We start from the raw sequence: 21,006 nt of genomic DNA on the forward strand, positions 1-21,006 counted from the left end.
TTCACTGTTCACTCTACCCAAAAACATTACAATAAGCTAAATGCATTGGTTTTGCAGGATGACACCTCCCACCAAGCAAGCTGAAACAACCCATTTACCTATCCTATCCAGCAGTGATCAAGGGTGGGACAATATCGTGGTTGAGCAGTTCCGTTACCCAGCGGGGGAAGGGCATTGTTATTACACCGATGCGCACGTCATTTGTTTATCGCTTTCCCCACGTCCCATTAACTTTCTACAAGTTTATGGGAGCAAAACCTATCGGGGTCTTTATGGAAAAGGAGATATTTCGATTGCTCCAGCAGAAGTACCCTTTTTTGCCCGCTGGGATGATGAAGATCATTACTTACAAATTCGCGTTCCATCTCAATTTATCCAACGGGTTGCGTGCGAAGCTCTGGAGATGAAGGGCGATCGCCTGGAACTCATGCCCGAATTCCGAACCCGTGACCCTCAAATCGAGGCCATTGGTTCAATGTTGCTAACGGAATTGCAGCAGAAAACCGCAGGCAATAAGCTTTACATTGAATCGTTAGCGAATGTGCTGACCATCCATCTCATTCGTCAATATACAGCCGTTCATACACCATTACCAATATATGAAGGTGGCTTACCCCAGCGGCAGCTCATGCACGTGTTAGATTATATCCGTGACTATCTCCATCAAGAAATCAAACTAACCGATTTAGCATCATTACTGGGAATCAGTGAATTCCATTTCAGTCGTCAATTTAAGCAGGCACTTGGTATCACGCCTTATCAATATTTGCTGCATCAGCGCATCGAACGGGCCAAGCAATTGTTGAAGGAGAGCGATCGCCCCATAACAGACATTGCATTTTCATGTGGTTTCAACAGCCACAGCCACTTAACTAAGCAATTTCGGCAGTTAACTGGAATGACGCCCAAAGTATACCGTCTGCGCTAATACTCGGTGGCTTAAGCTTGCCTATGTTGAGTGGGATGCTTATTCCGAACTGTTTTTTACGGCATTAGTTCGGACAGTTTTTCTGAAACCTTTGATTTTGCGTGCGCTTCGCGCACGCAAAATCAAAGGTTTCAGAAAAACTGTCCAGAGTATTGTTACGGTAACTCAACCGTAGGTATATGACAGGAAGGTATCGGCTATAGGAGCATTTTGAAGAATTTGGTAGCGATCGCATGAATTTAGCCGTTCAAAATGTGTTGTCTGCTCGTGCTCGCCTGGGAGAATGCCCAGTGTGGGATGGTGATCGACAGTGTCTCTACTGGGTTGATGCGTATAATTATCGTGTGCATCAATTTGAGCCAGCCACAGGGAACAGCCGCTATTTTGATACAGGAGACGTCGTCAGTGCGATCGCTCTCACGGGCCATGATCGTTTGTTGATTGCATTACGCGATCGTCTAGCGTTTCTCTCTTTATCCACCGGTGAAGTGAGTACCTTGAAGCCCATTGAGTTTCCCTTTCCCAATACCCGCTGCAATGATGGGAAGTGTGACTCCAAAGGACGTTTCTGGATTGGCACCGTTAGTGAAGAAAAGGGGCAGGCGGAACTTTACCGCTATGATCCGAATGGTTCACTCACAGTCATGGAAACAGGGTTAACCATCTCCAATGGGTTGGGATGGAGCCCCGATGAGTCGACGTTCTATCTCACCGACTCAGCTCAGCACAAGATTTATGCTTATGATTTTGAGGTCGAAACGGGGGAAATCCGCGATCGCCGTGTCCTGGTAGATCTGAGCAACGAAGCGGTTGAGCCGGATGGATTGGCGATCGATGTACAGGGCAACCTCTGGTCAGCCCTTTGGGATGGTGGATGCGTTGCCTGTTTCGACCCAACTGGACAAGAACTTTTGCGTGTCAAAATGCCAGTTCCCCGTCCCACCTGCCCGATCTTTGGTGGGAGCCATTTAACGGATTTGTATGTCACATCCGCATCGATTGGCTTCGGCCAGAAGGAGATCCAGCAGCACCATACGTCAGGTGATTTATTTTGTATTCCAACTCAAACATCTGGTATGCCAACACATTCATTTCAGTAATCTGAATGTGGGTATCGGTTGCTCAACACCCGATTCTGGTCATCCACAGCAATCATAATTATTAGTTCGGACAGTTTTTCTGAAACCCTTGATTTTGCGTGCGCTTCGCGCACGCAAAATCAAGGGTTTCAGAAAAACTGTCCAGCGTATTGATAGTTGTCGGATGGCGTTTAATAGGTCAGGAGCTAACGAATTGCTTTCAATGCTTCGTACAGCGTTTTGTAATGTTGGAACGACGTGTTGTAAACCGCATGAACGTTGGGTGTGATAGGTTGTGTAGCGCGCAGTATCAGTTGCAAAGCCTGGTCTAAATCTGAATAAGCTCCTACACCGACCATTGCTAAAATCGCTGCTCCATAAGCAGCCCCTTCTTCCGTCTTGGGGGCTACCAACTCAGTTTGCAACACATCTGCCAGGATTTGGAGCCAAACCGGCGATCGCGCTCCTCCCCCGGTTGCCAGCAATTGATGCACTGGATTGAGTTCATTAACTACGTCCAGAGCCGCTTTCAAACCAAAGGCTACTCCCTCTAACACGGCCCGTACCAAGTCTGCCTGAGTGTGAGCAAGCGAGAGATTGACCCAGGCTCCCCGGGCATCCGGGTCAAGATGAGGGCTCCGTTCTCCCGATAGGTGCGGTAAAAAGAGAACTCCTCGCGAACCCGGTTGCGATCGCTCCGCCAACGTCATTAAGTCCCCATAAGCGACCTCAGGAGCAAACGTATCGCGATACCAACGCAAAGCTCCGCCTGCGGCCAGGGTTACCCCCAGCAAGTGGTAGCCCCCATCCACATGACAAAAGAGATGGACCCGCCCAGCAGGGTCAGGGGTGGGGCGATCGCACGGCACAAAAACCACCCCTGACGTCCCAATACTGAGACTACCCCGATTTAACTGTGCCGAGGAAATGCCCAGGCCAATGGCAGCGGCGGCATTATCGCCCCCACCTGCAATCACCGGCAAACCCTCTGGTAATCCAGTTTGTTGGGCGATCGCCAATTGTAGCCGTCCGACAATGGCAGTCGAGTCTACCACTGATGGGAAGAAGGTCGGACTGAGATTGAGCGTTTGTAAAATGTCGTCATCCCATTGACGCGTTGCGAGATTTAGGCAACCGATCCCGGATGCATCAGAAGGCTCTGTAGCCTGCTCGCCCGTCAGCACGTACGCTAAGTAATCCTTGGGTAGCAGAATTCTCTGTAATCGGTTGAAGGATTCGGGTTCCTGCGATCGCAACCAGACCAGCTTCGGTAATTGGAATCCGGTAATTGCTGGATTGCCGGTGCGCTGAATCAATTCCTGACGAGGAATGACCGTTTCAATCTCCACCACCGCCTGGCCTGTGCGCTGGTCATTCCAAAGAATGGCGGGACGGATAACCTCGCCTTCAGCATCGAGAGGCACCATTCCATGCATCTGACCAGACAGACCGAGGGCAATGGCCCGGTGCCCTTGCAGTCGGGTGGTTAACTCGGTCAGGGCAGCAATGCTGGCGGTTACCCAGTCAGAAGCGTGCTGTTCTGTCCAACCGGGATGGGGAGCCAGCAGAGGGTAACTGCGGGTTGCCTGAGCGATTAACTGCCCATTCAAATCAACGGCGATCGCCCGTACCCCTCCAGTCCCCAGGTCTAAACCAATGACGCTGTCCGCCATCTTTCCCCCCGACATGCTTTGGTAGGTTTCACGCTCCAAACCATACCGCATTCTCCCAGTATCTTCCCCTCCCGAAATAATGAAAAATCTTAAGGAGATTTCCAACAATGAAATTACCCCCAGGATGTTGGTGCTTGGCCCGCGAAACGGGCCAAGCACCAACATCCTGGGTAAACTCTTATGCACCTGATTTTGCATCCTCGAAGTACACGTAAAATCAGGGGTTTCTGAAAAACTGTCCAGAATATTGAAGATGAAAAACGCAAACTGCAACGTAAAGATTAGACGAGTCCAAGTGAGAAGTATTTTTCATTTTTTGATTTTCACTTTTAATAAAGGATGAGCAATTTTTTCCAGTCGAGGCAACTTACTATGAGCACAGCAGCTCTCCTGGGGCACGAAATTTTGGGTGACGGTCCAGAGAAGGTCATCGTCATGGGCGGGTGGCTGGGCGATCGCAGCGTCTTCCAGCCCATTCACCTATGGCTCGACCGGGAGAAGTTCACCTACTGCTTCGTTGACCCTCGCGGTTATGGCGAATCCCGAGATATTGCAGGCGAGTACACCTTCGCTGAGATTGCCGGGGATGTAACGGCCCTAGCCGATAACCTGGGATGGAACAAATTTCACTATATTGGGCACTCAATGATGGGCAAAACAGCTCAGTTTTTGTGTGCGCGATATGGCGATCGCCTCAAATCTGCCGTTGGGGTTGCTCCAGTTCCGGCCTGCAAAATTAGCCTGGATGAGAATGGCTATGCGCTTTTCTCCTCTGCATGGGAAGTACCCGCCAATCGTGGCATCATTTGCACAGTCACCACGGGGAGCCGCCATACACCCAAGTGGGAACAGTTTATGATCAGCGAGTCTTTGCGGACAACAACCCCCGAAGCCTATCGTGCTTACTTTCATACGTGGTCTGGGGAAGACTTTGCTGAGGAAGTTCAGGGCTGTCCAGTGCCCTTTCTAGCCTTGACAGGGGAATATGACGCTGGCGTGCCCACAGAGTTCGTGAAAGGGACCATTCTGGAGTGGTTCCCAAAGGCTGAATTGCATGTAATGAGCAACGCGGGCCATTATCCAATGGTGGAAACTCCAATTCAATTTGTAACGGTATGTGAAGCTTTTATGGCTCGTTGGGCGGCTTAAAACCTATCTCAAAGTCAAATTTGGGGGTGGGGCACGTACGCACCCCACCCCCAAATTTAGTTTTGAGATATGAGATTCTTGATCGGATTAGACCATCTCTAGCCAGTCAAACACGCGGTCAAGCTGCTCTAGGGTAATGAGGCCATACTGCCAGAGAACCATGGGCAGCAGATTTGGCAACGGTTCTTCATGCCGCAGCGCCATGGCAATAGAATCTGCAGGAATCGCTAACTCGTCCTGAAGGAATCGGATTAATTGCGCTTGAATCGGCGAGGCCATAGCTTTAACCCATGCAGAGAGAGCAATTGATGATGTCATTGTGCCGAGATAACCTGGGATCGACCTCATGCTTTTGGGTTAATCTTGGGGCTGATTATTTTCACGCTTCGTACGCCCTATATAGCGACATTTAAGTTAATTAAGAAGGAGTGTGGGTCGCTAAGCGATCCACACTCCTTCTGTATTGCATCAACCCTACAGCGATCCAGCAATTCTTAGTACGGGCATCAAAGCCAAGAGTTCACGCCCTACGGGCGTGAACTCTTGGCTTTGATGCTCGAAAACCGCGCGCTAAAAGCGCGCGGTTTTCGGGCCTGATTTCAAAATCAGAATTGCTGACAGCGATTACCTGAAACAGTCTGAATTCATGGAGAATGCTAGAGTGGGCACTGTTTGGGAGGGATGAGCTTAATGTCGATACATGATGCGGGGCAGCCGTCCCCAAGCCTCGATGCATCCATTCTCAATACAGCCATGATCGTTGCCGCGAAGCGAGCCATTGAGCAGCAGCAACCTTTTCCCCTTTTTACCGACCCCTACTCCCAGCAGCTAGCGGGAGCCGAAGTGAGTTATTTGTTGGAACAGTGGCAGGCGATCGCCCACCGTGACGCCAGCCCCCTATCCGATGTCATTCTAAAACGAACCCGTTATATATCGGTTCGCACCCGCACATTCGATGACCGTCTACTTGCCTCAAACTGCACTCAAGTCGTTTTGTTGGGAGCAGGACTCGATACCCGTGCTTACCGCTTGAGCTGGCATACAGGCATCCGTATCTTTGAGGTTGATGATGCAGAATTGCTGGCTTACAAAACCCATTGTCTTGGACATCCATCTGAGGTTTCTCACGTCCTCCTGCCAGGCGATCTCAGGGAACTGAGTTGGGTCGAAAAGCTCCACACCCTTGGCTTCAACTTCAACAAGCCTACCGCCTGGCTTCTGGAAGGGGTCTTGATGTACTTAGAGGAAGCGGAAGTTGTGAGGTTGTTGCGGGCGATCGCTAGCCTAAGCGCTCAGGGTAGTAGCCTTCACAGCGATGTTTTAAGCACTGCCTCTATCCTGGCCAGTAATCAGGCCCAAAAAGCGAACGATGGCCGCGTTGTCCAACATTGGCAGTGGGGATGCGATCATCCCACGCCGTTCTTTCAGTCCTGTGGATGGACTGTTGTTCATCTCCAACACCCCGCTAGCATTAATAACGGCTTCGGACGGTATGATCACCTTCCCATCAGTCAGGAGACCGGGGGTAATAGTACCAGCCGTCAGGCGCTCATTCTCCAAGCTGTACCGGCGGCGTAGGACTCAGCGTGTGCATGCTGTATACCCATTTTCATAAAAAGCGAAGAACCCAAAGAGTAGGCTAATTGAATAAGCATTTAATTTAAGGATTGATAGTTGCAGACGCCATTAGAATCCCACTGGAGTTCAGCGAGAAGAATAGCTGAGCCAGAAATGACAAAGCCTGTGAGCAAAATCTGATAGGTTACGAAAAGAGGAAGCAATGCAATAGCCAGGAAGTGAGCTGCGCTGCATAACAGGATGAGGCGGGATCGCATTCCTAGAGCTGTGATGAAATAGCCGATGCCACAAAGAATTAACCACAGGGGGCATAAGTTGACCAACATCACCCCCCAGGGACGCCAAACACCCAAATCCGTGAGGATCGTCCCGACGAGCATGAGTGCAAGCCAAGAATAGAGAATCCAGGCCAGTTGATCGTGGTGGGTATAGCGCCAAGTGAGCCAAGCCATAGCAAAACTACCAAGTGCCGTTAGGATCGAAGCAAGCAAGGCTTGGGTTGTCCAACTCAAGGGTAAAAATTGAGCCATGGCGAAGATACTAGCAGCCAACAGCCCCCAGCTTAAACAGGCTTGATCGTGGCGCGTGTAGAACGACGACCATAAGGCAGCATGACCAATTGAACAATGGACTCGCCAAGTATCTGGAGAAGCAGGTACAGAAGCAAGCGATGGTTTGCGCGCGAGAAGTGGAACGTCAGAGTTAAAGAATGCCATTGGTTTGCTCAGAGTATGCTTGTTGATAATTCAAGCTTGTTCAAGAATGGCGTTGCTCAAATCTATCAACAGCGGCAGTCTACGATCCTCAGAAGGTAGAAATGGCAAGACTTGTATCTGTTGTTACTAAAATCTGTTTTACTGCTATCACCCGGTTAGTGAGGACATCAGAAGCAATTGAAGGCAATGCCTTTAATCGCTTCTGATGTCCTCACTAACCGGGCCAAGACTATAGAGATTATCTTTTCGCACGTTTTGCGCACAAAAAGATAATCTTCAAGGTAGTTTTAAAACCTGCCCTGCTGTTTAGCAGGAGTATGATCATTTACCGTATTTTACGCAACCTAAAAGAGAATGGGTTACTTCATCTTTTGAAGTGACCCTTTGATTAGAAACAACAGTTCCGTGAACATTACCCTCAGGTGGAATTAGAGCTAAGAAGCATGACCATTGAGGAGATGATTGATGGTCTGCGCCAGGGTTCCATTGATGTGGGCTTTGAACATTTGCCTAATCCCCACGCCAATGATCCAAACTTGAATTTCCTACCCATTATGCAAGAATCATTTGTCGTGGCTTTGCCCGAGCAACATCCATTGGCAAAGCAATATGGGGCGCGATCGCCCATTCCCCTCGAAGCTCTGAAGCATGAACCGCTCATTCTACCGCCACTCCATGCTTCCCCTTCCTACAAGGTAGTGCTGTCACAATTTGAGGAGATGGGGTCTATCCGTATGATATACAGCTCATTCCGAATCTTATTTTTACTATTTAAAGATGATATATCTACATTCTAATAGTTGTTCTAGAAACACTTAGCAAGGATATAAATTATAAATGATGGAAAAGTTCCATCTTTCATTCTGTTAAAATATTTATCGATATATATATTACTAGTCTTTAACATTCCTCTATTTTGTTTGCTCTAAAATCTTTATCTGATGCAAGCAAAATTATTTGTTTAAAAGCAGAAGTGCAATCAAAATTAGGATATTACTCATTCTATTTAATCTTTTGGCGAACGGTACAGTTTTTTAAGGCTTATGTTTAATCCAACAATACTCTGGACAGTTTTTCTGAAACCCTTGATCTTGCGTGCGCTTCGCGCACGCAAGATCAAGGGTTTCAGAAAAACTGTCCGAACTAATGATCCAACATACTCGCCATTTTTCTCAAGCCCTTGATTTTGTGGGCGCAACATGTACGCAAGATCAAGGGCTTGAGAAAAATGGCAAAGGTATTGTTAATCACCATCCGTTTATCAAGGAGATACAAGCTGAGCAGGAGCAAAATTGGATTTTACCTTAAGCTGAAGTAAGCCTACACTGAATCTTGGGTAGATGAAGGAAAATTGCCTCATGGAAATGATGAATGGAAGCAAGATACCAGAAATACTGAAAACCTATGAGGCAGATCTGCTGTCGGAGTGGAACCAGGAATTAATCGCCACGAATACCCGAAAAGGCTTGATTAAAGAAGCCGAATTACAAGAAGAATGCCGGGAATTTCTGAAATTGCTTCGTATTGCGACACAATATGGCAACTTAAGTAGCATCCAAGCATCGGAGTGGCGGGATGTGCGGGAGATGTTGACGAGTGTCTCGCGATCGCGCTCCCAAAAAGGCTTCACACCAACGGAAACCGCTACCTTCATCTTTTCATTCAAGCGCCCCCTGTTTGACCGGTTGCGGCAGCAATTGAAAGACCCGGCTGAGCTGGGTGCCGAGATTTGGCAAGCCACAGACTTGCTCGATCGCCTGGGATTGCTGGTCATGGAAGCTTACCAAAAGTCGCGAGAGGAAGTGATCTTGCGACAGCAGGAAGAATTGATGGAGTTATCTACACCAGTTGTCAAGCTTTGGGAAGGAATCTTAGCATTACCTATCATTGGCACCCTGGATAGCGCTCGGACTCAGGTGGTGATGGAGTCGTTATTGCAGAAAATCGTTGAGACAGGATCCGAGATTGCCATTATTGATATCACCGGAGTTCCAACGGTAGATACACTCACGGCTCAACATCTTTTAAAAACCGTTACGGCTGCTCGTCTTATGGGGGCCGATTGTATTATTAGCGGCATTCGACCTCAAATTGCACAAACGATCGTGTATCTTGGCATTGATTTAGCCGATGTCGTCACGAAGGCAACGCTAGCCGATGCCTTTCTCCTGGCGTTGAAGCGAGCGGGAGCCACTATTGCCCGAAAGTAGGTCGAAAGCAGGTTAGAGGAGAGACTGATGGAACGCATTCCCATTCTTCAAATGGGCGAATTCTTGCTCGTCACCATTCAGGTTGACATGCACGATCGCCTCGCCATGACCTTACAGGATGATTTGACCAATCGCATTAGCCAAACCCACGCTAGCGGCGTCTTGATTGACATCTCGGCCTTAGAAATTGTCGATTCCTTCATTGGGAGAATCCTGGGAAATATTGCCAAAATGTCACGGGTGATGGATGCTGAAACGGTTGTGGTCGGCATGCAACCCGCTGTCGCCATTACCCTGGTGGAATTGGGGTTATCATTCACGGGCATTCGCACGGCGTTAAGTGTGGAAAAGGGTATGGAACTACTGCGATCATCAATGGGGCAGCCCATAATGGTTCAGCCCGCTGTTACGGAACGGAGTGCAGAGGGCGATGCAGAAGACTGAAACCATGGTCATTCAATCCTCTGCGGATGTGGTTTTAGTGCGGCAAGCGGTACGCCAATACGCCATTGAAATTGGCTTTGGTTTGGTCGATCAAACGAAAATTGTGACGGCTGCCAGTGAGTTAGCGCGCAATACCCTGGACTATGGGGGCGGAGGTACCGTGAAGCTAGAAACACTCCTGGAAGGAACACGGCGGGGTGTTAAGCTTACGTTTGAAGATCAGGGGCCAGGCATTCCCGATGTTGAACTGGCGCTTAAGGATGGATTTACAACGGGTGGTGGCCTGGGAATGGGATTAGGCGGCGCGAAACGCCTTGCAAACCAATTTGAAATTGAGTCTGTGGTGGGAGAGGGAACACGAGTAACCCTTGTACGCTGGAAATAACATCAGGTTCCATTTTTGTTGTCCAGGGTGCGCTTCACACACGACACACGACAAAAACGCATAAACCCTGGCAAGTATCGTATAAGAGGAAACTGATTGAGGGAATCTACCGCGATCGCCGTTACAGAGCAAAGTCAAACCGGGGAAGCACGACGAGCATCTCTGGCGTTAGCCAATCGACTTGGGTTTAAGGAAACAGAGCGGGGTAAGGTCGGAATTCTGGTCACGGAGGTTGCCAGCAATCTGGTTCAACATGGAGGTGGGGGAGTCATTATGCTGCGGGCGATCGCCCAACATCCCACTGTTGGTATTGAAGTGTTGGCCTTAGATCGAGGTTCCGGCATGATGGATGTGGAAACCTGCCTGCAAGACGGCTTTTCCACCGGCGGGACAGCGGGCAATGGGTTGGGGGCTATTCGTCGCCTTTCCAACTTTTTTGAGGTTTACTCGCTACCGACCAGGGGAACCGCCCTTCTCGCTCACCTCTGGGCTAATCCCATCACCCCACCGCCGGAGGACGTTCTAGAAATGGGCGTGGTGTGTCTACCCAAGCATGGAGAGGATGTGTCCGGGGACGACTGGGCGTGCCAATCCGATTACCCACGCAGGCTGTTACTGGTAGTCGATGGCCTGGGCCATGGCCCTGCCGCTGCTAGTGCTGCTTCAGCCGCCATCCGGGTGTTTCAGGAGCAGTATCACCAATCTCCTCAACGGATTGTTGAAGCGGCCCATGCAGCTCTGCGCAGCACCCGAGGAGCAGCCCTGGCGATCGCAGAAATCAATTTTGAAAAACAGTTGGTTCACTTTGCAGGGATCGGCAACATTTCAGCTAGCATCACGTCAGAGACAAATCATCACAACCTGGTGTCTTACAACGGCACGGTAGGACATGAAATACGTAAGGTCCATGAGTTTACCTACCCCTGGTATCCCAACGGACTTTTTATCATGCATTCCGATGGCTTGAGTACCCAGTGGAAGCTCGATCGCTACCCAGGTTTAAGCCGAAAACATCCCAGCTTAATCGCTGGAGTTTTGTACCGGGACTTTCATCGCGATCGCGACGATGTAACCGTGTTGGTGGCTAAAGGACTGGGAGCATGACAACCCTTTTCACCCTGGAAATTCATTACGAACAGGATGTGGTGCAGGCTCGGCAACATACCCGCGAACTGGCTGACAAGCTAGGATTTGATGCCCAGGATCAGGCCCGATTGGCGACGGCGGTTTCCGAAATTGTTCGCAATGCCTTTCAATATGCCAGAGGTGGAACAGTTACGTTTTACGTGGATGTCAGTGCTCAGACATTTCTGATTCAGGTGCAGGATCAGGGCAAGGGTATTCCCCATCTAGGTGACGTGTTGGAGGGGCGCTATCATTCCTCCACAGGGCTGGGGTTGGGTATCATGGGCACTCGCAGGCTGATGGATTTCTTTGAGGTAGAATCACAGCCTGAACGAGGAACCACTGTGGTAATGGGCAAGACCCTACCCAAACGAGCCCCAGCCCTGACAGATTTTCACTTGCAGCAGATTCAGGACGCGGTGGCAGGGCGATCGCCCCAAAATCCCTATGAGGAAATCCAGCGCCAGAACCAGGAGTTGCTACGGGCTATGGCGGAGCTGCGGAAGCGTGAGGAGGAACTGATACAGCTCAACCGGGAGTTGGAAGATACGAACCGGGGTGTGATCGCTCTATATGCGGAATTGGACGAGAAGGCCAGCTCTCTGCAACAGGCAAATGAGTTAAAAACCCGCTTCCTCTCCAACATGAGCCATGAGTTTCGTACCCCGCTAAACTCCATCCTGTCGCTGTCTCGCATGCTGCTATCACACATGGATGGCGCTCTGTCTTCGGAGCAGGAGAAGCAGGTCACCTTCATCCAAAAAGCGGCAGATGGATTATCGGAATTGGTCAACGATCTGCTGGATTTAGCCAAGGTGGAAGCTGGCAAAACGGAGGTGCGTCCCAGCCTCTTTGAAGTCAGTGAGTTGTTTGGAACGTTGCGGGGAATGCTACGTCCACTACTGGTTCAGGGAGCCTCTGTTGCGTTGGTTTTTGAAGAACCGGAAGAGTTACCGTCGCTGTATAGCGATGAGGGAAAAATTGCTCAAATCTTGCGAAACTTCATCTCAAATGCACTCAAATTTACCGAACGGGGTGAGGTACGAGTGACAGCCAGGCAAGTGGGGTATACCATTCGCTTCTCTGTTGCTGACACTGGCATTGGCATTGCACCCGATGATCAAGAGCGCATCTTTGAAGATTTTATGCAGATTGAGTCTCATCTGCAAAAGCAAGTAAAGGGGACGGGATTGGGCTTGCCTCTGTCACGCAAGCTCGCAGAGCTGCTCAACGGGAGTGTCACCATCACCAGTGAATTGGGCCAGGGTTCCACCTTTTCGGTCTACATTCCGATCGTCTACCCCAAGGCAACGGAACTGCCAGCGTCGCTGCAACCCCTTACGACCCTGAAACTGGCTCACCTGCCCATCCTGGTGATTGAAGACCATACAGAAACGCTGTTCATCTACGAAAAACACCTGCAAGATTCTCGATATCAACTGGTTGCAACCCGCACTCTCGCTCAAGCAAGGCAGGCTCTCCAGCAACTTCGCCCAGCCGCGATCGTGTTGGACATTTTGCTAGAAGGGCAAAACGGGTGGACGTTATTGAGAGAACTGAAGGGAGATGAGGCGACCCATACTATTCCCATACTGGTGATTACGGTTGTCGATAATGAGAAGCAGGCTCTTGCATTAGGGGCCGATGGATTTCTAATTAAGCCTGTAGATAGATTGCCGTTATTAAACAAACTCAATACCCTGATTAATCAGGGTAAAAATCAGAAACTTCTACTTATTGATGATGATCCAGCATACCGATATGTGGTGAAGCAGTTGTTAACAGATGTCCCGCTACAAATTTTAGAAGCTGCAAGCGGGCCGGATGGGTTAGCCGTGGCAGAGCGTGAACAGCCCACGGTTATTTTGCTTGATCTGGAGATGCCAGAAATGAGTGGATTGGATGTTCTGAATCAGCTTCGGCATAACCCCGCGGTTCAATCGATTCCTGTTATCATCCATTCATCTAGCGAGCTGGATTTCGAAACCCAGAGCTGTTTGACTCAACAAGGCGTCACCGTTTTCTCTAAAGAAAAAACGTCTCAAGCGGATGCTGTGGCTGGCCTTCGAGAGGTGCTCACGAAAGCCGGGCTTGCTCTGGATGCTTGAGGGAAACGCCATGGCAGAGTCACGGGGGACTATCCTGCACGTTGATGATAACGATACCAATCGTTATATCGTGAAGCGGATTTTGCAGAATGCAGGGTTTACCGTCGTGGAAGCGGCTACGGGAAGCGCAGGGTTAGCGGCGATCGCCCAACACCAGCCTGCACTCGTCATTCTGGATGTACAACTCCCTGATCTCAACGGCTTTGAAGTCTGCCGCCAGATTAAGGCGAACCCCGAAACAGCGTTTATTCCGGTGCTGCATCTCTCGGCCAGTTTTGTCAAAAGCCAGGATAAGGCCGAGGGATTAGATAGCGGGGCGGATGGTTATCTGGCACAGCCCGTTGAACCGATTGAGCTGTTAGCGACCGTGCGATCGCTCCTCCGCATTCGTCAGGCCGAAGAATCAGCTTTGACTTCTGCACGGGAGTGGCAAACAACTTTTGATGCTATTAATGACAGTGTATGTTTACTGGATCGAGACGGTAAAATTTTACGCTGTAATCAGGCCATGGTGAAGCTTTTGGGTAAGCCACCGCAAGACATTTTAGGGCGTGTTCACTATGAGTTGATGAATGAAACGTTAGGTGTGGGAGATGGTTCCTGCTTTCATCTTGCTAAGGAAGCCCACCAACGTCAAGTTTTAGAGATCCAGAGTCAGAAATGCTGGTTTTCCAAAACGATGGACCCTGTATTGGATGAATTTGGAACATTCACCGGTGCCGTTTTAATCCTGATCGATATCACGAATCGCAAGCGCATTGAGGATGAACGGAAGCAAGCCGAACTCCTTTTGCAAGAACGGAATCAACGTCTTGATTTACTATATGAAACGACCCGTGAGCAAGCCAACCAATTACGTCAGGCGAATCGCATTAAGGATGAATTTCTAGCCGTGTTATCCCATGAGTTGCGATCGCCACTAAATCCTATTCTTGGATGGGCTAGAATCCTGCGAATGGGCCAACAAGATGAAGCTAAGACTCAATATGCGCTCGAAACCATTGAACGAAACGCGAAACTACAGGCCCAGCTGATTGAGGATTTACTGGACGTTTCTCGTATCCTTCAGGGCAAGCTGAGCTTGAATATGGGGCCAGTCAGTTTACCTTTTACCATCAAAGCTGCCATTGAAACCGTACGGCTTGCAGCTGAAGCAAAATCTATTCAAATTCAGACAAAGTTTGAACCCAACGTCGGGCAAGTCTTGGGAGACTCTGGGCGCTTGCAGCAGGTCGTTTGGAACTTGATCTCCAATGCCGTTAAATTTACGCCTCAGGGCGGCAACGTAGAGGTGCGATTGGAGCAGGTTGAAGGGGAGAACAGGAAGGTAGCGCTCGGTGCCGACAACACTCCTTCCCCTTTCCCGGCTCCTACTGCCTACGCTCAAATTACCGTTACTGATAGCGGCAAGGGAATTTCTCTTGACTTTCTACCTTATGCCTTTGACTACTTCCGGCAGGCTGACAGCACCACCACACGAAGCTTTGGAGGGTTAGGATTAGGGTTAGCGATCGTTCGTTACTTAGTCGAGCTGCATGGCGGCATCGTTCAGGCCGACAGTGCAGGGGAAGGAAAAGGTGCGACATTTATTGTCAAGCTTCCTATCATGCCCGTCTCAAAGTTGCATCAAAATCATCCCTCCTCTGCCCGGCACCCAGGGGTTAATCTCGATGGACTGCAAGTACTTTATGTAGACGATGAACGAGATTCGCGAGAGCTAGTGACCTTTTTGTTAGAGCAACATGGAGCCATGGTTACGCAAGCTGAGTCGGCCAGTGAAGCGTTAGATAATTTGCGCCAAACAGAATTCGATTTGCTCATTAGTGACATTGGCATGCCCACGATGGATGGCTACGCCTTAATTCACCAAATTAGAGAGCAATTACCCGATGAGAGCGGGAAAATTATGGCGATCGCCCTCACAGCCTATGCAGGAGAAATGGACCAGCAACAAGCCTTAGCCGCCGGCTTTCAGCAACACGTTACCAAACCCATTGAGCCAGAACTACTGATGCAAACGATTTGGACTCTTGTGCAAAGTAAGGGCAACCCTTAATTGACACTCTCTGCACTGTTAACAACCTGTGTTTGGTGATGTGGGGTGCAAAGCACCTCACATCACCAAACACAGTCAAACCCAAGCTGCTACGCTCAAGATTGTTCAGGTGCTCAAGCTAAGCCGCTAACTCTTTTGATCGTCGTTCTCGCCGATCGCTCTCAAATACGCCTCAGCCGCCGCCTGCTTAAACACACCTTTGGTGTAGCGCTGGAATACTCGATCGCTCTTAATCCCCATCAGCTCCTTACCAAACAGGGGATCGACTCCTTTCTTGGTTACCTCGGTTCCAAACGTATGCCGAAACCGATGGGGATTCAGTTTGTCGATACCCGCGATCGCCCCCACCCCTTTCACCATCTTGTGCAACCCCTTATAGCCAAGTCTCTGTCCTAAATTCCGGGGATCCTGGCACAAAAACATTGGGCTCTCTGGCGTGGGTTCAAATAATCCACCCTGCCGCCGTCGCCACTTCAAATAATCCTCCAAATATTCTCGCGCTTCTCGGCTCAACGGTATCTCTGAGACATTCTGCCCTTTTGAGCGGAGCACTGTCAGCATCTTGCCATTCCAATGCTCCACATTTAGAGCTGACGCTTCCGAGGCTCTCAGCCCATGACTGAGGACTGCGATGATGGCGCGATCGCGCACCCGTGTCTTCTCCCCCAGATTTAACACATCCCACACCAACGACAAATCTTCCTCGTCCAGATGCAGGGCCTGTGGCTCAGCTTCCCGCTCCAAATCAATGGCATCTGTCGGTAATGGTTGCCCCGCTGGATACCCGTTGCTCCGCCGCAACCAGCCATAAAACGATCGCAACGTATTTAAGGCATGATTCACGGAAGTGGGCTTCAACCCTTGCTGCTTCAGTTCCCACCGATACTTTCCTACATCGCTTGGTGTCACCTCTAACCACGACTTTTCTGACCAGGCCGCGAACCTCTGTAACTGCCCTCGATAAACTCTTTGTGTATTCTCAGCTTTTCCTGTCTGCCGTAGAAACTCTTCAATCTGCCACTGACGGATTTCAGCAATCTCCTCTTTCCATCCCTCCAGTTTCCGTCTACCGTCTATCGGCACCACTATTACTTTAGGCACCATCTGCTACTTCCTAAAACCTGTATCACATTCAATTCTCGCAACTTTTGCAGATTTTAGATAGGTCCCCAGAAAACGCACCTGCTTTTTTGGGTAATACCGCGATCATCGGCCTGGCTTAGGCCAAGATTGACCTAAACGCCGAAAGTATTGATTTATAAAAGTACTCTGGGCAGTTTTTCTGAAAGCCCTGCTTCTGCGTGCACTTCGCGCACGCAGAAGCAGGGCTTTCAGAAAAACTGCCCAAACTAATATTTTAGGAATTAGAGGATAGATAGCTGCTAAGAGCGCAACTCGCATCTTCGAGAGGGTGCATCCCACTTTTGTAGGTGAAGCGAGCTTCGCCCGCCTCACTTACAAAAACAGTGAGGCAATCACCCCTAATCTACAAGCTCAATAACTTCTGCTGGATAGGCATTGCTACCCGAAGCAAGTGCTCTTTCAGTGCCGAGCGCAGGTTTTCCTGTAAATCTGAGTTCAATTCCTTCAGCCCGCATACCCTTGACCAGAGGCTTTGATTGCCAGTTTTCTGGGAGTTGGGCAATCAATCCAGAATTAGGCTCATCAAGCTGCTCACGTAATTGAGCAGCTGCTTCAGTTATCACTTCAAGTTTGGAATCTTCTGCTGGAGACATAGAAGCAATCATATTTTACTCAACAATTCTTATCATAAGAGCCCTGTAGCAATCTGCCGTCATTCTTGAGTCGCGGTTCTTGCCGAGTCCGTTCTATCTTCCTACGCAAATTCATCTCGTCGGTCATCTACCCCCGTTCATCCAATCCGAGTTCGGGTTAAGGACGTTTTCGAGTGCCGCATAGCGGGCAGCACTCGAAAACGTCCAGTTTGGCGTGCGCTTTGCACACGCTAAACTGAGCACTTCAGCTTATCCCGAGCTTAGGTTCTTTAAACTCTCAAGAAACTCACAGTTTCTTTTACAGCGCTTTGCGCTTGAATCAGCCAAGAAGCTTTTGGAGGGTTAAGCATTATGCGCCTCAGCAGTAATTGGGGTGCTCAGGTTATATGCCTACAAGATTGCCTCCCCGTCAAACATTTCTAAACTCATCGATCTACCGACCGGATGCACCGAGCTCATCAGAAGATTCTAATCCTGATTGAGTATATAGCGATGTGCAAGTGCGTTAAGTACAGCAACGGTGGTGTGGGGGACATCGTGCCCCACACCACCGTACTTAATCAACGTGCACAGGGCTATATGTATCCCTGTGGTTGATGGGAATTTCAATGACAAACTCTGTGCCTTGATATGGCAGTGATCGACAAGTTAAATTTCCGGCATGCCGTTCTGTAATGATTTGATAGCTGATAGATAGGCCAAGCCCTGTACCTTTTCCTACAGGCTTAGTTGTAAAAAAGGGATCGAAGATGTGAGAGTGTACTCTTTTATTCATGCCAGGGCCATTATCACAAATGCGAATACTGACCCACTGCTCATTAAGCATTTGAGTATGAATTTTAATGGTGCTAGGATTTTCAACTATCTCTTCATGCGATCGCTCTTTATCTCGTTCTTCTAATGCATCAATTGCATTCGTCAGAAGATTCATGAAAACCTGATTGAGTTGCCCTGGATAACATTCAACGAAGGGTAGATGTCCGTATTCTTTGACAACCTGAATATTGGGCTGATTTGCTTTGAGTCGATGTTTGAGTAACATCAAGGTGCTATCAATACCAGTATGTAAATCAACAGCCTTAAATTCTGCTTCATCAAGACGTGAAAAGATTCGCAGAGATTGCACAATTTCTCGAATCCGCTCGGTGCCAACCTGCATGGAGGAGAGGAGTTTCGGAAAATCTTCCAGCACAAAGTTGAGGTCAACAGCCGCTAATTTTTCACGAAGCTTTACATCAGGATTGGGTAAATACTGCTGATAAAGCGCCACTAACTCCAGCAAGTTATAAGCATATTCTGTAGCTGGCTTTAAGTTGCCATGAATAAAGTTGATGGGGTTATTGATCTCATGGGCAACACCCGCCACTAAATGCCCCAGACTCGACATTTTTTCTGTTTGTATTAGTTGGCTTTGCGCCTGCTTGAGATCGACAAGCATTTGGGAAAGCTGGTAAGTTTGCGATCGCGTTTGATTAAATAACTCGGCTTGTTTAATAGCAACTTCTAGCTGGGCTGCCATTTGTCTGCCGAGTTCTACATCTGAGCGATTCCACAAACGTGGGCCTGCGTTCTGATAAACTGCCAACAGTCCCCAAAGCTGGCTTTTCTGAAAGATGGGGATAATGATATAAGCTCTACATTGTAAGCTCTCTAAAACCTTAAGGTAACAAGTGGGAAAGTTCATGGCATAAATGTCATCCACCTGTTTGACCTGGCAACCACGGCTAAAGTCACCACCCTGAGTATCCTGAAGATATGTATCCACCTCAGGTATTGATGCGGTCTGAAAGCTGCTGGCTGTACAGCGATCGTTCTTTGTTACATACGCTCTAATCTGTGTGTTTGTCCATTGCGCCTGACGCAAATTGATCCAGTCGGAACCGACCGCCTCAGCAATGACACTGCCGCTCCAATCCGGATTAAATTGGTAAATCACAACCCGATCAACATGCAGTAACCGATACACCTCCTCAGCCGTTGTTTGAAGAATCACGTCTAGCTTTAAAGAAGTACGAATTTTAGCAATGCCGTTTGATAGTGCCTGCTGTTGCTCCAATAAATTCTGTAGCTCAGCGGTGCGTTCCTGCACCTGATGTTCCAAATTGGAATTGAGGGAATGTACCTCGGTGTAAAGACGGTACTGTTGCACCGCAGTAGACAGGTGACCACCAATGGCTTGAGCAAGCTTCTTTTCTACATCCGTCCAGGCTCTGGTTTGTCCTGTCTTTCGTTCGCGCCAGGGCTCGAATGATAAGCGCGGGGTGGGTTGACGTACACCTTGCTGACATGGCCCTGCCCACAGCTGCTCTGTCTCAATCTCATGGCGGAACAGAGTCAACCATCCCAATATTTGCTCTTTATACTGCAAAGGAGTAATCAGAACACCTCGAATCGTGGAGAACTGAAACCAAGGTATGACAGAGTGAAACAAAGGCTCTTCGTAAATATCATTAATGGCCCAGCAGTACGGATTTGCGGGTTCATTTTCCAGCGAGGCAATTGATTGTTTTTCTAAGTAGTGCTGCCAGGCTGGGTGTTGTTCTAGCTCCTGGCACTGATCACCAACTGGCCTCACGGGTTGTGTTCCCCAGACCAGCAGTTCCTCCACTTGTTGTTTTGCCCCTGGCATTAGATACAGCCGCCCTCCAGAGGCTTGAAACAGTTTAACGGCTTCCTCTAAGGCTGCTTGTAACTGAATTGTTGCACCCTGATGTAATCGAAATGTGAATTGATTAATCTTTGCCTCTTGCTCCGCCTGTATCCGGACTTGGTTGAGCAGCATCGATTGATTGATCGCCACTTCAACCTGATCTGCAACGGCTCCAATAAATTCTAATTCTTCCTCGGTTACAATCCGCTGCTCTGTGTGGTGCGAGATAATCAGTCCCCAGAGGTTACCCGCATGTAAGATCGGCACTACAACGGAGGATTTCACCCCCATAGCTGTCAAATAGTTAACGTGGCAGCGCTCAACGGGGCGATAACGAATATCCCCCGATGAAAGTGCTGGATTACGGCCCGGAAAGCTCAGCAAGCTCAGACCTGTTGTCGTTTGAGCCACTACATCAACAGCCACTCGCTGGCGTGCTTTCGTAAATAATTCACGCGCATCTTGTGGGATGTCGTTGGCCGGGAAACTAAGCCCAAGCAATGATGGTAAGCGATCGCCCTGAATAGCTTCCGCCATCACCTCGCCACTGCCATCTTCATGAAATCGATAAACTTTAACTCGATCCGTTTCCAGAAACGATCGCACCTCGGCTACAGTTGTTTCTAGAATTTCTTGTAATTCCAGCGATTGGCGAATTCTTAGAGTGATGCGATGTAGGAGAGTTTGATGATGGCGTAGAAGGTCGGGATGGCTTCTCTTCACTACAAGCATGGTGCAGGATTGTATAAGTTTATGTTTTACTCAGTGTTGCGTAGAACCACTGACGGTGATGCGTTAACCCTGTAATGCAGTAGATGTGAAAATGATATTACAGCTTAAGCTGAAGAATTAACCATCCGCTTATTTTAACAAAACGGCTAGAGGGAACAACTTTTTGTATCTTCCCATTTTCATCACCTTTCGCCATACCATCCCTAAAAAACGACGGTAGCCTCTTCAAAGAAAGCTTTAGACGTTTGTTCTAGAATGAAAGTTGGCGCGTAAACCTTGAGGTAATTTACGCGCTCTCAATGTTCTTATGTATATATTTGGGGTCTAGGTACAGGACAAAAATTGAAGGACGTGGAAAAACTCATCGATGAATAACTCCAGATTCAGTAGGATTTGACGCAGGTGGTCGAAACCATAGCGAAAGATACTCTTGGCTT

17 protein-coding genes and 1 pseudogene are annotated in these 21,006 nt (G+C 48.9%); 12 read left to right on the plus strand and 6 right to left on the minus strand.

The genetic code is table 11. The annotated features are described in order from the left end of the window. The first annotated feature begins 58 nt into the window (after positions 1-58). Together NDI52_RS18130 and NDI52_RS18135 are read left to right on the plus strand one after the other, a co-directional pair. A complete protein-coding gene (locus NDI52_RS18130; protein ID WP_190773869.1) occupies positions 59-928 on the plus strand; it encodes an AraC family transcriptional regulator in 870 nt (289 codons plus the stop codon). 233 nt (positions 929-1,161) lie between these two features. Then, the gene (locus NDI52_RS18135) at positions 1,162-2,028 is read left to right on the plus strand and encodes an SMP-30/gluconolactonase/LRE family protein (RefSeq protein ID WP_190775868.1); all 867 of its coding nucleotides are present in this window, start codon (positions 1,162-1,164) and stop codon (positions 2,026-2,028) included. Between the two features lie 185 nt (positions 2,029-2,213). Here NDI52_RS18135 and xylB read toward each other — a convergent pair whose 3' ends face one another. Then, positions 2,214-3,680, minus strand: a complete 1,467-nt coding sequence (gene xylB / locus NDI52_RS18140) for a xylulokinase (protein WP_348256488.1) — start codon at positions 3,678-3,680, stop codon at positions 2,214-2,216. 372 nt (positions 3,681-4,052) lie between these two features. Here xylB and NDI52_RS18145 point away from each other — a divergent pair, with 372 nt between their 5' ends. Further along, the gene (locus NDI52_RS18145; protein WP_190774001.1) at positions 4,053-4,829 is read left to right on the plus strand and encodes an alpha/beta hydrolase; all 777 of its coding nucleotides are present in this window, start codon (positions 4,053-4,055) and stop codon (positions 4,827-4,829) included. Between the two features lie 87 nt (positions 4,830-4,916). Here NDI52_RS18145 and NDI52_RS18150 read toward each other — a convergent pair whose 3' ends face one another. Then, positions 4,917-5,147: a DUF2949 domain-containing protein gene (locus NDI52_RS18150; protein WP_242035566.1), complete on the minus strand. Its 231-nt coding sequence runs from the start codon at positions 5,145-5,147 to the stop codon at positions 4,917-4,919. 372 nt (positions 5,148-5,519) lie between these two features. Between NDI52_RS18150 and NDI52_RS18155 the strand changes: the two genes are divergently transcribed. Next, entirely contained in the window at positions 5,520-6,407 is an 888-nt protein-coding gene (locus NDI52_RS18155; RefSeq protein ID WP_190774002.1) for an SAM-dependent methyltransferase, read from the plus strand. 77 nt (positions 6,408-6,484) lie between these two features. On the opposite strand, the gene NDI52_RS18160 is transcribed toward NDI52_RS18155, so the two are convergent. Continuing rightward, a complete protein-coding gene (locus tag NDI52_RS18160; RefSeq protein WP_190774003.1) occupies positions 6,485-6,859 on the minus strand; it encodes a hypothetical protein in 375 nt (124 codons plus the stop codon). A 671-nt stretch (positions 6,860-7,530) separates the two neighbouring features. Here NDI52_RS18160 and NDI52_RS18165 point away from each other — a divergent pair. The 8 genes and pseudogenes from NDI52_RS18165 to NDI52_RS18200 form a co-directional block, all read left to right on the plus strand. Further along, a pseudogene (locus NDI52_RS18165) lies at positions 7,531-7,920 on the plus strand (LysR family substrate-binding domain-containing protein); the annotation flags it as partial. A gap of 349 nt (positions 7,921-8,269) precedes the next feature. Continuing rightward, positions 8,270-8,431, plus strand: a complete 162-nt coding sequence (locus tag NDI52_RS18170) for a hypothetical protein (protein ID WP_190774304.1) — start codon at positions 8,270-8,272, stop codon at positions 8,429-8,431. A gap of 50 nt (positions 8,432-8,481) precedes the next feature. Beyond that, a complete protein-coding gene (locus tag NDI52_RS18175) occupies positions 8,482-9,333 on the plus strand; it encodes an STAS domain-containing protein (protein WP_190774303.1) in 852 nt (283 codons plus the stop codon). A gap of 27 nt (positions 9,334-9,360) precedes the next feature. Then, the gene (locus NDI52_RS18180; protein ID WP_199307561.1) at positions 9,361-9,777 is read left to right on the plus strand and encodes an STAS domain-containing protein; all 417 of its coding nucleotides are present in this window, start codon (positions 9,361-9,363) and stop codon (positions 9,775-9,777) included. Next, entirely contained in the window at positions 9,764-10,162 is a 399-nt protein-coding gene (locus NDI52_RS18185) for an anti-sigma regulatory factor (protein ID WP_190774302.1), read from the plus strand. The genes NDI52_RS18180 and NDI52_RS18185 overlap by 14 nt, the downstream gene beginning before the upstream one ends. A 96-nt stretch (positions 10,163-10,258) precedes the next feature. Next, positions 10,259-11,266: an ATP-binding SpoIIE family protein phosphatase gene (locus tag NDI52_RS18190; protein WP_190774301.1), complete on the plus strand. Its 1,008-nt coding sequence runs from the start codon at positions 10,259-10,261 to the stop codon at positions 11,264-11,266. Beyond that, positions 11,263-13,395 carry an ATP-binding protein gene (locus tag NDI52_RS18195; protein ID WP_190774300.1) on the plus strand — a complete coding sequence of 711 codons (2,133 nt, stop codon included), beginning with the start codon at positions 11,263-11,265 and terminating at the stop codon, positions 13,393-13,395. Before NDI52_RS18190 ends, NDI52_RS18195 begins: the two co-directional genes overlap by 4 nt. 10 nt (positions 13,396-13,405) lie before the next feature. After that, positions 13,406-15,451, plus strand: coding sequence for a response regulator (locus NDI52_RS18200; RefSeq protein WP_190774299.1), 2,046 nt, complete (start codon positions 13,406-13,408; stop codon positions 15,449-15,451). A gap of 126 nt (positions 15,452-15,577) precedes the next feature. Here the strand turns inward: NDI52_RS18200 and NDI52_RS18205 are convergent, their stop codons facing one another. The 3 genes from NDI52_RS18205 to NDI52_RS18215 form a co-directional block, all read right to left on the minus strand. After that, a complete protein-coding gene (locus tag NDI52_RS18205) occupies positions 15,578-16,555 on the minus strand; it encodes a tyrosine-type recombinase/integrase (protein ID WP_190774298.1) in 978 nt (325 codons plus the stop codon). 377 nt (positions 16,556-16,932) lie between these two features. Beyond that, a complete protein-coding gene (locus NDI52_RS18210) occupies positions 16,933-17,199 on the minus strand; it encodes a hypothetical protein (RefSeq protein ID WP_190774297.1) in 267 nt (88 codons plus the stop codon). A gap of 544 nt (positions 17,200-17,743) precedes the next feature. After that, entirely contained in the window at positions 17,744-20,569 is a 2,826-nt protein-coding gene (locus tag NDI52_RS18215) for a GAF domain-containing protein (RefSeq protein WP_190774296.1), read from the minus strand. Positions 20,570-21,006 lie beyond the last annotated feature (437 nt).

Origin of the sequence: Leptolyngbya sp. PL-A3, from assembly GCF_039962325.1 — a bacterium.
In the GTDB taxonomy this organism is placed as follows: Bacteria; Cyanobacteriota; Cyanobacteriia; order Elainellales; family Elainellaceae; genus Vacuolonema.

Coding starts and splice junctions, on each gene's coding strand:
- NDI52_RS18205 (WP_190774298.1), bottom strand. CDS start 16,555: ATGGTGCCTAAAGTAATAGTGGTGCCGATAGACGGTAGACGGAAACTG.
- NDI52_RS18175 (WP_190774303.1), top strand. CDS start 8,482: ATGGAAATGATGAATGGAAGCAAGATACCAGAAATACTGAAAACCTAT.
- NDI52_RS18185 (WP_190774302.1), top strand. CDS start 9,764: ATGCAGAAGACTGAAACCATGGTCATTCAATCCTCTGCGGATGTGGTT.
- xylB (WP_348256488.1), bottom strand. CDS start 3,680: ATGGCGGACAGCGTCATTGGTTTAGACCTGGGGACTGGAGGGGTACGG.
- NDI52_RS18155 (WP_190774002.1), top strand. CDS start 5,520: ATGTCGATACATGATGCGGGGCAGCCGTCCCCAAGCCTCGATGCATCC.
- NDI52_RS18195 (WP_190774300.1), top strand. CDS start 11,263: ATGACAACCCTTTTCACCCTGGAAATTCATTACGAACAGGATGTGGTG.
- NDI52_RS18160 (WP_190774003.1), bottom strand. CDS start 6,859: ATGGCTTGGCTCACTTGGCGCTATACCCACCACGATCAACTGGCCTGG.
- NDI52_RS18210 (WP_190774297.1), bottom strand. CDS start 17,199: ATGATTGCTTCTATGTCTCCAGCAGAAGATTCCAAACTTGAAGTGATA.
- NDI52_RS18170 (WP_190774304.1), top strand. CDS start 8,270: ATGATCCAACATACTCGCCATTTTTCTCAAGCCCTTGATTTTGTGGGC.
- NDI52_RS18130 (WP_190773869.1), top strand. CDS start 59: ATGACACCTCCCACCAAGCAAGCTGAAACAACCCATTTACCTATCCTA.
- NDI52_RS18145 (WP_190774001.1), top strand. CDS start 4,053: ATGAGCACAGCAGCTCTCCTGGGGCACGAAATTTTGGGTGACGGTCCA.
- NDI52_RS18200 (WP_190774299.1), top strand. CDS start 13,406: ATGGCAGAGTCACGGGGGACTATCCTGCACGTTGATGATAACGATACC.
- NDI52_RS18150 (WP_242035566.1), bottom strand. CDS start 5,147: ATGACATCATCAATTGCTCTCTCTGCATGGGTTAAAGCTATGGCCTCG.
- NDI52_RS18180 (WP_199307561.1), top strand. CDS start 9,361: ATGGAACGCATTCCCATTCTTCAAATGGGCGAATTCTTGCTCGTCACC.
- NDI52_RS18215 (WP_190774296.1), bottom strand. CDS start 20,569: ATGCTTGTAGTGAAGAGAAGCCATCCCGACCTTCTACGCCATCATCAA.
- NDI52_RS18135 (WP_190775868.1), top strand. CDS start 1,162: ATGAATTTAGCCGTTCAAAATGTGTTGTCTGCTCGTGCTCGCCTGGGA.